At 37.9% G+C, this 13,261-nt stretch carries 9 protein-coding genes; 5 read left to right on the top strand and 4 right to left on the bottom strand.

All coding sequences use genetic code 11. The features are described 5' to 3' along the window. The first annotated feature begins 406 nt into the window (after positions 1-406). Both ACZ5QH_RS15975 and ACZ5QH_RS15970 read left to right on the top strand, forming a co-directional pair. A complete protein-coding gene (locus tag ACZ5QH_RS15975; protein WP_303576253.1) occupies positions 407-889 on the top strand; it encodes a hypothetical protein in 483 nt (160 codons plus the stop codon). A gap of 256 nt (positions 890-1,145) precedes the next feature. Continuing rightward, the gene (locus ACZ5QH_RS15970) at positions 1,146-1,565 is read left to right on the top strand and encodes a hypothetical protein (RefSeq protein WP_239045238.1); all 420 of its coding nucleotides are present in this window, start codon (positions 1,146-1,148) and stop codon (positions 1,563-1,565) included. A 72-nt stretch (positions 1,566-1,637) separates the two neighbouring features. Here the strand turns inward: ACZ5QH_RS15970 and lipA are convergent, their stop codons facing one another. Then, entirely contained in the window at positions 1,638-2,651 is a 1,014-nt protein-coding gene (lipA, locus tag ACZ5QH_RS15965) for a lipoyl synthase (RefSeq protein ID WP_004717052.1), read from the bottom strand. Positions 2,652-2,853: 202 nt separating this feature from the next. Between lipA and sthA the strand changes: the two genes are divergently transcribed. From sthA to epmA, 3 genes are all read left to right on the top strand, one after another. After that, positions 2,854-4,269: a Si-specific NAD(P)(+) transhydrogenase gene (gene sthA / locus ACZ5QH_RS15960; protein WP_004717049.1), complete on the top strand. Its 1,416-nt coding sequence runs from the start codon at positions 2,854-2,856 to the stop codon at positions 4,267-4,269. Between the two features lie 140 nt (positions 4,270-4,409). Further along, on the top strand, positions 4,410-5,477 hold the full coding sequence (locus ACZ5QH_RS15955; RefSeq protein ID WP_303576252.1) for a 4-phosphoerythronate dehydrogenase: 1,068 nt from the start codon (positions 4,410-4,412) through the stop codon (positions 5,475-5,477). After that, entirely contained in the window at positions 5,474-6,448 is a 975-nt protein-coding gene (gene epmA, locus ACZ5QH_RS15950) for an EF-P lysine aminoacylase EpmA (protein WP_303576251.1), read from the top strand. Before ACZ5QH_RS15955 ends, epmA begins: the two co-directional genes overlap by 4 nt. A gap of 121 nt (positions 6,449-6,569) precedes the next feature. Here epmA and ACZ5QH_RS15945 read toward each other — a convergent pair whose 3' ends face one another. From ACZ5QH_RS15945 to ACZ5QH_RS15935, 3 genes are all read right to left on the bottom strand, one after another. Further along, positions 6,570-7,811 (bottom strand): multifunctional CCA addition/repair protein, encoded by a 1,242-nt coding sequence (locus tag ACZ5QH_RS15945; RefSeq protein WP_303576250.1) that lies wholly within the window; start codon positions 7,809-7,811, stop codon positions 6,570-6,572. Between the two features lie 113 nt (positions 7,812-7,924). Beyond that, the gene (locus ACZ5QH_RS15940) at positions 7,925-10,195 is read right to left on the bottom strand and encodes an NADP-dependent malic enzyme (RefSeq protein WP_004717035.1); all 2,271 of its coding nucleotides are present in this window, start codon (positions 10,193-10,195) and stop codon (positions 7,925-7,927) included. Between the two features lie 137 nt (positions 10,196-10,332). Continuing rightward, the gene (locus ACZ5QH_RS15935; RefSeq protein WP_004823098.1) at positions 10,333-13,194 is read right to left on the bottom strand and encodes a sensor domain-containing protein; all 2,862 of its coding nucleotides are present in this window, start codon (positions 13,192-13,194) and stop codon (positions 10,333-10,335) included. Between the last annotated feature and the right edge of the window lie 67 nt (positions 13,195-13,261).

Raw genomic sequence — 13,261 nt, 5'->3', positions numbered from 1 at the left:
ATAAATAAAACAGTATTGTTGAGAGGTTTTCAAATGAAATGCTTAGGCTTGCAAACGAGCCTTTCTAAAAAACGATGCGTATTTTATTTAGATGCTTACAGTAAGTGAGAAACCGATTTGACTGGATAAATACTCTATAAAAATTTTGTCAGATTTAAACTTAGCTACTGTCCTTGGCGATTTATACGACTATTTATAATGTGATTTGAGGTAGTCAAAAAACTGAATCAAACCTTAGCCTTGTGGTTTTTTAAATGCTATAGTCAAAGATTATTGTTAATTTTTTATAAACAAAATATTAATCAACTATTTATAGTTGGTGCTTAAATCTAGTCCAGTATGTACTTTGTCGTGGTCTAACACGATGTGTGAATCATACATTCGACAGTGAGAAGGAAAATATAATATGAAAAAATCTCTTTTCAAAATTCCACGGATAGTTTTGTGTTGCGTTTTGCTCTTGGCAACATCTGTTGCACGTGCAGATGGTACAGGCAAGCTACAGTTTTTATATACGGCTTATTTAGATGTACCTGCCTTAATTTCAAATATGCTTGCGTCCTGTAAGCAATTTGATCCATCGACAGAGCCAGAATTACAGCGTTTGTATGATCAATGGTATCAAAAACATGGGCGTTATCAGAAAGAGTTGCAACAACTCTTATTTAAGTTACTTAGCGAACAACTGGGAAAAGCAAAAGCACAGGAGTTTGTTACCCACCTCAAAACAGAAGTTCAAAATGAGTTAGGGGATTTGTATTTTCCGCTGAATCATACGTGGACTAACAACTGGTATTGTACCAAGGAGTTACCTGATGAATTGACTGGAAAGGGCTTAATGTTGAATTACGCAGACTATGTTGAAGAACTTAAGCAGAAAGTAAAATAACGACACCGCCCTAATTTTAAGCGGCTTTTTGATTTTGAAATCAGTCAAAGTCGCTAAGTCAGCAATGATTTATTTCAACCCAAATCTGCAATAACAGTAAAATGAGGTAAATAAGCTAAAGCGTCATCCATTTTTATATTCACGATTCCCAGTGAAAAGAAATCAACATATTTGTCATTAAACTTTCTAACTGTATATTTTAAAATCATCCAACAATAAATTTATTCTAAATTCATAATACAAAAGGGTAATGTCAATGAAAAAGCGTTTCTTAAAGCTCATCACAATTGCATGTGGTTTAGGCGTAGCTCCACTTGGATTTGCTGCAAATTGTTCAAGTACAATCAGCAATAATGCTGTGGCAAACTTAACTGTACCAGCAGGTGCAACATGTACCTTAAATAGTACATCTGTTGATGGAAATGTGAATGTACTCAATGGAGGGAGTTTGATTTTAAATAACTCTTCAGTGAGTGGAAATGTGCAAGCCAATACCGCCAAAGTATTGAAATTGGTCAATTCTTCTGTTGAGGGGGATGTGCTTGCAGGTCAGGTATCGTCAACATTGAGTTTAAATAAATCCATGATTTCAGGAAACTTACAATGTTCTACACTGACGAAACTACAAAGCAGTATGAGCAGTGTTGAAGGTAAAACTACAGGGAAGTGTCGTTAAAGATTAAAAATATCTGTAAAAAAGCACTCAATATTGAGTGCTTTTTTGACGCTTAAATTTGTGAATGATGACTTAAGCTTCGATGGCTTGTACCGCAATTTTTTTCGCTGGATCAACTTTACGACGTACCACTGGAACAGGTTCACCATAATATTGACGATCTGCAAAATAGCTTGAACGAACCATTGGAGCAGCCCAGATATTTCTGAAACCAAGCTTGTGACCGTGTGCAGTATAACGCTCAAATTCTTCTGGTGTGACAAAACGGTCAATTGGTGCATGTTCTTTAGAAGGCTGTAAGTATTGACCAATTGTCACATAATCAACACCGTGTGCATGTAGATCATCTAACAGGGCAATCACTTCTTCTTCGGTTTCACCAATACCTACCATTAAACCACATTTTGTTGGCACATCAGGGCAGTATTCTTTAAACATTTTTAATAAGTTTAAAGAATGTTGATAGTCTGAACCTGGGCGCATCGCTTTATAGAGGCGAGGTACTGTTTCGATGTTATGGTTAAATACATCTGGCGGACATTCAGTCATGATACGCAGTGCAATATCCATACGACCACGGAAATCAGGAACCAATATTTCTAATAATGTTTTTGGACTGAGTTGACGTGCTTCTTGAATACAATCAACGAAATGTTGCGCACCACCATCTAAAAGATCATCACGGTCTACAGAGGTAATCACTGCATACTTTAAACCGAGATTGGCGATGGTTTCTGCCATATGACGAGGTTCATCAGGATCAAGTGCATTTGGACGACCATGTGCAACATCGCAGAACGGGCAGCGACGGGTACAAATATCACCCATGATCATAAAGGTTGCAGTACCACCACCGAAACATTCTGGAAGGTTAGGACAAGCTGCTTCTTCACACACAGTATGTAATTTTTGTGCACGTAAAGTGGTTTTGATTCGTTGAACTTCATCAGGCGCAGCCATTTTGACACGAATCCAGTCCGGCTTTCGTGGTGCTTCAACCGTGGGAATAACTTTTACAGGTATACGAGCAACTTTTTCCGCGCCACGTAATTTGACACCCTGTTCTGGTTTACGGTTCTCTGACATATTCAACTTTTCCACTGTTTTCTACGGGGGAGATTATGCTCATTATAGCGGAAATGCAAAAAGATAGGGCAAAAACACTATTCATATACTAAATGTCGTTATCACAGAATATATGCATGCGAAATACAGAAAATTGTTTTGGTTTAGGTCATAATATCGCATAAGACAAGATATAGACTGAATTTACTATAAGGAGCTTTGAATGCCACGTAAGAAAGAAGTCGTTAGTGGGAAATTTGTGAAATACGATGCGGTCGTACTTGGCTCTGGTCCTGCTGGTGAAGGCGCGGCAATGAAGCTTGCTAAATCGGGTAAGCGTGTTGCAATTGTAGATATTCGTGAGCAACTTGGTGGTAACTGTACCCATGTCGGCACCATCCCAAGTAAGGCTTTACGTCAGACAGTTTCAAGTATTATCCGTTACCAACGTGATCCAATGTTTAAAAAAGTAGGGGATTGGAAACAATTCACTATGAAGCAAGTTTTGCGTAATGCGCATAAAGTGATTCAACAGCAAGTTGATACACATTCACGTTTTTATGACCGTAACCATATCGATGTATTTCACGGTCGTGCATATATCCAAGATAAAAATACGGTGATTATTTTTAGCGAAGATGGTGTTAAAGAAACTTTAGTTTTCAAACAGCTTGTGGTTGCCACAGGTAGCCGCCCTTATCACCCACAAGGTTTAGACTTTAATCATCCGCGTGTATTTGATTCAGATAAAATTTTAGATTTGGATTATCCAATTCATAAAATTATCATTTATGGTGCGGGTGTAATTGGTTGTGAATATGCATCTATCTTTATTGGTTTAGACCATAAAGTTGACTTGATCAATACACAGCATCAGCTGCTCAGTTATCTCGATGATGAAATTGCAGACGCGTTGTCTTATCACTTACGTGAACAAGGCGTGTTGATGCGTCACAATGAGCAAATTGATCATTTAGAAACGTTTGATGATCATGTGGTCTTGTATTTGCAAAGCGGTAAAAAAATTAAAGCTGATGCCATTCTTTGGTGTAATGGCCGTTCAGGAAATACCGATGGTTTAGGTCTTGAAAATGTAGGTATTACACCAAACAGCCGTGGGCAACTTGCGGTAAATGATCAATATCAAACCGAAGTTGAAAATATCTATGCAGCAGGCGATGTTGTGGGTTGGCCGTCCCTTGCTTCTGCAGCATATGACCAAGGTCGTTGCGCTGGTTCAAATATGAGCGGCGAAGAAAATGTTAAGCCAGTGAAAGATATTCCAACGGGGATTTACACCATCCCTGAAATTTCATTCTTTGGTAAAACTGAAAGTCAGTTAACTGCTGAAAAAATTCCATATGAAGTTGGACAAGCATCATTCCGTCATTTGGCACGTGCGCAAATTACAGGGGATACAGTTGGTGAACTTAAACTGTTATTCCATCGTGATACCTTAGAGTTATTAGGTGTGCATTGTTTTGGCAATAATGCGGCTGAAATTATCCATATTGGACAGGCGGTGATGCAAAGTGGAAACAATACCATTAAGTATTTTGTTGAAACGACATTTAACTATCCAACAATGGCAGAAGCCTATCGTGTTGCAACATTGAATGGTATGAATCGTTTGTTCTAAACAAATATTCAGAATTAAAAACCCGTAAGGCATCTTGCGGGTTTTTTTATGCCATATTTAAAAGATTTGATGTGTGAACTGCATAGTCTTAAGTGGTTCAAAGGTTTATCATAGCGGCAGTTAAACTTGTGGATGACGCTATGAAAATTGTTGCAGATGAAAATCTAGCATTTACTGAATATTTCTTTTCAGAATTCGGAACCATTCATCAAGCAGCAGGACGCAATTTGACTCATCATGATGTGAATGATGCAGATGCGTTATTGGTACGCTCTATAACAAAAGTCAATGAACAGTTGATTCAAGATACAGCACTAAAATTTGTCGGTAGTGCAACTATAGGGACAGACCATTTAGATATTCCAGCATTAGAAAAGCATCAAATTGCATGGTCAAATGCAGCTGGTTGCAATGCACAAGCCGTTGCAGAATATGTCATCACGGCTTTACTGCATCTCAATCAGGATTTTCTAGATTTAGGGAAAAAGTTTACTTTAGGCATTATTGGTCTAGGCAATGTGGGAACACGATTAGCATATATGGCTCAGTTGTTGGGCTGGAATGTAATTGGCTATGATCCCTTGGTACAACGAGAAAATGTTCAGCAAGTTGAATTTGACGCTTTATTAAAGAAAGCCGATGCGATCAGCATACATGTGCCTTTAACCCAAACAGGGCCGTTTGCAACACATCATTTAATCAATGCTGATGCATTGGCGCTGATGCAGCCAGAAACCATCTTAATTAATTCTGCGCGTGGTGCTGTTGTTGAAGAAGCGGCATTAATGGCAGATATCTTAAAAACACGTCGTAAAGTGGTGTTGGATGTATTTGAACATGAGCCTGAGATTTCACAACGTCTATTGGATTTAATTACAATTGTGACGCCACATATTGCGGGTTACAGTCTGGAAGGTAAAGCACGTGGTACTCAGATGATTTATGACGCATTTTGTAAAACATTTGCCTATACCGCGCATAAGAAATTTGAATCACAATTACCGGCATGTGAACAATATTTTTATGGCAATAACATTAAACAAACGCTGAAAAAATACTTAGCTGAAATTTACAATATTCAGCGAGATGATGAGAATTTAAGAGATTGCTTAAAGGATGGCAAGGTGGATCAAAAAGCTTTTGATTACCTTCGTAAAACTTATCCTTTGCGCCGTGAATGGGCTGCGCATGGAGGGCCAAAAGCATGAGCATAGATTTTAAACCGACTTGTGATATTCAGGCGCTTAAAGCACGAGCAAAACTCTATAGACAAATTCGCCAATTTTTTATTGAGCGTGATGTTTTAGAGGTTGAAACTCCGATCTTGTCTCAAGCAGGTGTAACCGATGTCCATCTGGCTTCTGTACAGGCTCAGCGTCATGTACATGGCAAAAAACAAACGCATTATTTACAAACTTCACCAGAGTTTGCCATGAAGCGTTTATTGGCGAGTGGCAGTGGTGCGGTTTATCAAATTTGTAAAGTTTTCCGAGATGATGAACATGGGCGTAAGCACAATAGTGAATTTACTATGTTGGAATGGTATCGTCCGCAGTTCAGCTTGAAAGATTTGATGCTAGAAGTCACTGATTTATTGAATGTGGTTTTGGCTGAACGTTTTGGTGAAGTTCGACCAACCGTACTCAGTTATAAGCATGCATTTATTGATCGTTTGGACTTGAATCCACTGCAAGCAACGTTGCAACAATTAAAAGATGCGGCACACCGTGTAGGACTCAATCTGGATTTGGGTGATGATCGTTTGGCCTATATTGATTTGTTATTTTCTCATATGGTTGAGCCAAGTTTAGGTTTTGATACGCCGGTATTTTTAACTGATTTCCCCCCAGAATTGGCCTCTTTGGCAAAGACTAAATTGGATGAGGATGGTGAGTTAGTTGCTGCACGTTTTGAGCTCTATATTGAAGGGTTAGAACTTGCCAATGCCTATGATGAGTTGATTGATGCTGAGGTTTTGCGTAGTCGTTTTCAAGCAGATAATACTGAGCGTGAAAAGCTGGGTTTACATGTGATGCCAATCGATGAGTATTTGCTCGCTGCTTTACCGAATATGTCAGATTGTGCGGGTATTGCTTTGGGAATTGATCGTTTGTTAATGGTGGTGATGAACCAAATGAAATTGGAAAAGGTGATTACATTTCCTGCGGATGTGTCTTGATATAAAATCGTTTGGGCCATAGGCTGATATTTATAAATGCTATGCTCACAGAATGATTGAATATTATTTAAAAGAAAATACGATATCTAAAAAAGCCTCTCATTACTGAGAGGCGTTTTTTTTAAACCGTATGATGATGATGACCTAACTCATGCTTTAAATCAGCAATCGCTTCAATACGTTTTTGAATCAACATTTCACCGATATCAGGACCTTGAATATCTGAGGGTAAATCCGATGCTTTAATCGTGCGTACAGTTTTCATTGCATCTAATAGGTAATGCGCTTGTGGGTATTCGCGATTTTCTAAACCTAAGCGGCCTTTAGCATCACATTCACAGGCTTGTGCAAAAGCTTCAACACGCTCAGGACGACGTAGCACATCTAAACGCTGTAATAAACGCCATAAGGTGCCTGGTTTTAAGGTAAAAGCCTGATGACATTTTAAATGTTCTTTACATACTGCTAGAGCAAGCTGTTTCGTTTGAGTGGGCACACGTAAACGATCACATACATCTGTGACAGGCTGAATCCCACGTTCTTCATGCATGATATGACGAGGTAATTCATCTTTCGGTGTTAAAGCTTTGCCCAAGTCATGTACCAATACAGCAAAACGAACATCTAAAGAATAATTGGCTTTACATGCTTGCTGTAAAGACATCAGTGTATGAATACCGCAATCAATCTCAGGATGATATTCAGGGCGTTGTGGAACGCCAAACAGGGCATCTATTTCAGGGAAGAGTACTTTTAATGCACCACACTCACGTAACACTTCAAAGTAAACATCGGCATGACGTTCCATTAAAGCACGAGAGGTTTCTTTCCAAACACGTTCAGGTGTCAGTGCTTCTAACTCACCAGATTCAGTCAGTTGACGCATCAATGCAAGTGTTTCATCGGCAATACGAAAACCATATTGTGCATAACGAGCAGCAAAACGAGCCACACGCAGTACGCGTAAAGGATCTTCTGCAAAAGCGTCTGAAACGTGACGTAGGATTTTATGCGCTAAATCATCTTGTCCATGATAGGGATCATACACTTGACCTGCTTCATCCATCGCGATGGCATTGATGGTTAAGTCACGACGAATTAAATCCTCTTCTAAGGTGACATCTGGATCGGTAAAAAACTCAAATCCATGATAACCGTGTCCCGATTTACGCTCAGTACGGGCTAGGGCATATTCTTCTTTTGTTTGGGGATGTAAAAACACAGGGAAATCTTTCCCAACGGGTTGATAACCTTGGGCAAGAAGTTGCTCTGGCGTAGCGCCAACAACAACATAATCCTTTTCGTGATAGGGATGACCGAGTAAATGATCTCTAACGGCACCGCCTACTAAATAAACTTGCATGAAAAAACCTCTATTCTTACTGCCATCATGCAACAGAATAGAGGTTTTCTCAAGTACAGAACTTGAGTGATTGACTAAAGTTCTGCGGTATTGATGTTAAATTGACTTCAAGCTTAGCCTTCAGCTTGTTGAATCTCTGCAACGGTTAAAGCTGTCATATTAACTAAACGACGTGTTGTCGCTGTAGGTGTTAAAATATGCACAGGTTTAGCAGCACCAAGCAAGATAGGACCAATAGTCACATTATTGCCTGATGTTGATTTTAACAAGTTGAATGAAATATTTGCCGCATCAAGATTTGGCATAATCAACAAGTTCGCTGAACCTTTGAAGCGTGAATTTGGGAATGCAAAATGACGAATATTTTCATCAAGTGCAGCATCTGCATGCATTTCGCCATCTACTTCTAATTCAGGTGCGATTTCAGTCAAGATTTCAAATACTTTACGCATTTTTTGTGCACTTGGATCATTTTGATCTGAACCAAAGCTAGAATGCGAAAGTAATGCAACTTTTGGCGTCATACCGAAACGACGAACTTCTTCAGCCGCTAAAATAGTCATTTCAGCTAGCTGTTCAGCAGTCGGGTTAGTATTTACATATGTATCTGCCATAAAGATATTGCGATCTTCAAGCATCAATGCATTAAGCGTAAAGAAGTTATTACGACCTTCTTTTAAACCAATCACATTTCTCACAAAGTCTAAATGGATATCATAACTTGCATAAGTACCGCATAGCATACCATCTGCAAGACCATGACGAACCAACATTGCTGCAATCAAGGTAGAACGACGACGTGTTTCACGTTGTGCATACTCAGGCGTTACACCTTTACGTTGCATCAAGTTGTAATAGTCATCTGCAAACTTATCGTAATCAGGATTCTTTTCTTGATCTACGATGGTAATATTTACACCATGTTCAAGACGTAAACCTAATTTCTTGATATTTGCTTCAATGACTGCAGTACGGCCAACCAGAATAGGTTGTGCCAAACCTTCATCAACCGCGATTTGAATCGCACGTAATACACGAAGATCTTCACCTTCCGCATAAGCAATACGTTTAGGCGCTGTTTTCGCTTGTGCAAAAATTGGTTTCATCATCAATGCTGAATTATAAACAAATTCAGATAGACGTTGACGATAAGCTGAGAAATCCGCAATTGGACGACTTGCAACACCTGAATCCATTGCAGCTTGTGCAACAGCAGGAGCAATTTCAAGAATTAGGCGTTGATCAAGTGGACGTGGAATTAAATAATCACGACCAAATGATGCAGATTTTTCACCATAAGATGCGGCATCCGCTTCAACATGTGCCATACGTGCAATTGCATGTACACAAGCAATTTTCATTTCTTCATTAATCGTCGTAGCGCCAACATCTAGCGCACCACGGAAGATATAAGGGAAGCAAAGCGCATTGTTTACTTGGTTCGGATAATCTGAACGACCAGTTGCCATGATTACATCTGGACGTACTTCATGTGCATGTTCAGGTAAAATCTCTGGATCTGGGTTTGCCAATGCAAAGATGATTGGATCAGCCGCCATAACTTTAACCATTTCTTTGGTTAAAATGCCTGCCGCAGAAAGGCCAAGGAACATATCTGCATCTGCAATCACATCTGCAAGTTGAGTACCCTCAATATCTTGCACATAACGCTTTTTAGACTCATCCAAGCCTTCACGTTTAGTGGTCAATAAACCGCGTGAGTCAGCAACCACGATATTTTCTTTTTTAGCACCAATTGCACACAGCAAGTCTAAACAAGAAAGTGCCGCAGCCCCTGCACCTGAAGCAACAATTTTGATTTCGTCAATTTTTTTGCCATTCAATTGCAAAGCATTGAGAAGGGCTGAACCTACGATAATTGAGGTACCGTGTTGGTCATCATGGAACACAGGGATTTTCATGCGTTCACGAAGCTTTTGCTCAATATAAAAACACTCTGGTGCTTTAATATCTTCGAGGTTAATACCACCAAAAGTAGGTTCTAAAGCCGCAACGATATCCACAATTTTGTCAGGATCATTTTCAGCAATTTCAATATCAAAAACGTCTACACCAGCAAACTTTTTAAATAATACGCCTTTGCCTTCCATTACAGGCTTAGATGCTAATGGACCAATATTACCTAGACCTAAAACGGCTGTACCATTACTGACCACTGCAACCAAGTTGCCACGAGCAGTATAAAGCGCTGCTTTTGAAGGGTCTTTTTCAATTTCTAAACAAGGCGCTGCCACACCTGGTGAGTAAGCAAGCGCAAGGTCATGTTGATTGACAAGTTGCTTACTTGGCGTAACGCTAATTTTTCCTGGTGTTGGAAATTCGTGATAGTAAAGGGCTTGCTGTTTTAAAGATTGATCATCCATCTGAATCTCGATTATTACATGTTCCAGCGAGGCTGGTGGTTTGACTAAATTTCATCGAATATAACATTTGTTGAGCGATACCGACAGTCAAAAAATAGTTATTTCAAACAAAGTAATAGATATAAAGTCTAAAAAAATTAACAAATCTTTATAAGTTTATGCTGTTCCAAATATTTTGTGCTGTCCGCAGATGACAATGCTTTGGAAAAGTAAAAGCCTTGTAAAATATAACAACCGTGTTTTTGTAAAAATAACGCTTGCTCTTTAGTTTCAACGCCTTCAGCCACTAAGGTAATGCCGATTGCATTGCCCATAGCAATAATCGCATTGACGATTGCTTCGTCTTTTTCTTGTCCAATTTTTGAAATAAAAGCACGATCTATTTTTAAGATATCAAAAGGGTAACTGGTTAGATAAGCTAAAGATGAGTAGCCTGTTCCAAAATCATCCAAAGAAATAGAAATATGGCGATCTTTTAATTGTTGTAGGAGAAAATTAACTTCTTCTGACTTATCAAACAAAGAAGATTCAGTCAGTTCCAGTTCAAGCATATCACCTGAAATATTATATTTTTTAAGGGCATAATCGATATCTTTAACCAACTGTCCGCGGTAAATTTGTTGTGCCACAATATTGATCGATACCCTAAAATGATCAAAACCAAGGGATTGCCACTGCTGTATTTGCTTACAGGTTTCATGCAATACAATTAAACCAATATCTGAAATGAGGCTGGTTTCTTCGGCAAGCGGGATAAAAATGTCTGGCAAGATATAACCCAAAGTTGGATGTTGCCAGCGGACTAATGCTTCAAAACCATAAATACGTTGAGTTTTAACACAGATTTTAGGTTGATAATGTACGGTCAGTTCTTTGTGCTTTATGGCTTTTCTTAATTCGTTTTCTAAGTTGATCCCTTGATTGAGCAACGGCGTTTTTTTGTTTGAATAAAAATATACGGTATTTCCACCTAAACGCTTGGCTTCGTGTAATGCTGATTCTGCATGACCATTGAGACTGTCGAGCTGTAAGCCATGCTCTGGATATAACGCAACGCCAATTGAAATGGTGATGGTTTGTTCTTGTTCTTTAACATCAAAAGGTTGTTTAAATGCATCTAAAATATGTTGTGTATGTTGATGAATATTGATGTTATTGCTGCTTAAATTATAGATCACTGCAAAATCATCATTATTTAAATAAGCGATCAGAGAGGCATTTGGACAACATAATCTTAATCTGTGAGCGACTTGTTTTAATAATTCATCACCTTCTTTATGGCTCATAAATTCATTGAATAATTTAAAACGGTCAATGTTGATGCGTAAAACCGCAAAATTTTTAAATGAATCAGAATAGTGAATTAAATAATTATGCAGTTGTTGTTTGAAATAAAAGCGATTTGGCAAATCGGTTAGGATGTCATAATGTTCTAAATACGAGAGTCGTTGTTCTTGTTTTTTGCGATCAGTTAAATCGGTAATAATGCCGACATAGTTGGAAAATTTATTTTTTTCATCATAAATTGCATTGATGTGTACCCAGAGTGCAAGTTTTTTCCCAGAGGTAAAATCAATCTGTAATTCAGACTCAAATTCTCCTTTTTGAATTAAACTTTGGGTAATCACATTATACATTTGTTGGGTACGAGAATTATTGTTAATGGTGATATCAAATAGATGATTTCCAACGATATTGTGTTGTTTATAATCTAAGAGCTTTTCAAAATAAGGGTTTACTTCTAAGTAGCATAAATTATTATCTAAAATGAAAACACCTTCAGCCACTTGTGCTAATACATTTGCGGCGAGTTTTAACTTTTCTTGGTCGGTCTTTTCTTTTTGAATGTCGCGTTGGATACCCACCATTCTAAGCGGTTTGTTATTGATATTCTTAGAAACCACTTTGCCAATGTCTTGAATCCAGCACCATTGACCATCTCGCTTAACACGGTAGATTGCCTCAAAGCGCTCAGTTTGGCCTTTGAGATGTTGTTTCAGGATGGTTTTATAATTGACAATATCATCAGGATGAACATATTCATCTACGCTATTGTGTTTTAAATTGAGTTGTTTGAATTCTGCACCGCTTTTTGAGTCGGAAATCTCAAAAGTTCTTTTTTCAATATTCCAGACCCAAGAGTGAATACCGGCGGTTTCATGGGCAAAAGCTAAGTTGGCCTGATGATTTTCTAAACGGTCATTCATCTGTTTAAAATCGAAAATTCGTTCTTTTACTTTTTGTTCTAATAAATGATTATGTAACTGCAATTCACTTTTCATGACCTGTGTTTTTGAGATTTCATTTTTAAGTTGTATTTCTAAGCCTTTATAGTTTGCAAGTTGTTCTTGTGATTGCTTAAATAAAAACTTATTTTTCAGGTCTAATATTTCAGAATTAATATAAATTTTATGTGAAGCATAAGTGCTAAAGAATAATAAAGAGAACCAAACAATGAAAATGGTGCTATAGATTTCGTTGGTGTTTTGAGGGAAAAGCAGAGGGAGCGTGAGCACCGGAATCGCAGATGGAACAAATAAAGCAATAAAATAACTAAATCTTTGATTGAGAAAATTCATTGCTAAAACATATGAAAAACTCAGCAAAAAGCTAGATAACAAAAATGAAAAAAATGGGTCAACCACATTTGGCATCATCATAAATTCTAAATTGATGATATAAACGCCAATCCCAAATAAGCTTCCTAAGATCAAACAAGAAAACTGAAAGAAAAGATCAATATTTTTAAATACTTGAACTTTATTTTGTTGTAACAGATAGGTAGAAGACAAAAATCCCGATAATATAAATAAAACAGTCAGAATAAACCAACCGCTTAATAATTCAGAGGAGGTCTTAAATAAGTAAAGATAAATTAAAGCGTCACAGATACACGTAAAAAATACCCAAATAAAAAATATCCGGATATCTTTGGTTATCTTTCTGATGTTCGACGAATTCACATCATATGAAAGAAGCTCTTCCTGAACATCATTCATTAGCGCTTGCACCTCTGCTATTTTTAGAATGTGTAGGTTTAACGGAGCAACTATTTAAAATTTGCTA

The organism is Acinetobacter sp. Ac8 (assembly GCF_055392545.1).
This window is presented reverse-complemented; position numbering and strand designations above follow the sequence as displayed.

Bases quoted from the DNA above. Each gene is read 5' to 3' on its own strand.
- ACZ5QH_RS15975 (WP_303576253.1), top strand. From the start codon at position 407: ATGAAAAAATCTCTTTTCAAAATTCCACGGATAGTTTTGTGTTGCGTT.
- ACZ5QH_RS15970 (WP_239045238.1), top strand. From the start codon at position 1,146: ATGAAAAAGCGTTTCTTAAAGCTCATCACAATTGCATGTGGTTTAGGC.
- lipA (WP_004717052.1), bottom strand. From the start codon at position 2,651: ATGTCAGAGAACCGTAAACCAGAACAGGGTGTCAAATTACGTGGCGCG.
- sthA (WP_004717049.1), top strand. From the start codon at position 2,854: ATGCCACGTAAGAAAGAAGTCGTTAGTGGGAAATTTGTGAAATACGAT.
- ACZ5QH_RS15955 (WP_303576252.1), top strand. From the start codon at position 4,410: ATGAAAATTGTTGCAGATGAAAATCTAGCATTTACTGAATATTTCTTT.
- epmA (WP_303576251.1), top strand. From the start codon at position 5,474: ATGAGCATAGATTTTAAACCGACTTGTGATATTCAGGCGCTTAAAGCA.
- ACZ5QH_RS15945 (WP_303576250.1), bottom strand. From the start codon at position 7,811: ATGCAAGTTTATTTAGTAGGCGGTGCCGTTAGAGATCATTTACTCGGT.
- ACZ5QH_RS15940 (WP_004717035.1), bottom strand. From the start codon at position 10,195: ATGGATGATCAATCTTTAAAACAGCAAGCCCTTTACTATCACGAATTT.
- ACZ5QH_RS15935 (WP_004823098.1), bottom strand. From the start codon at position 13,194: ATGAATGATGTTCAGGAAGAGCTTCTTTCATATGATGTGAATTCGTCG.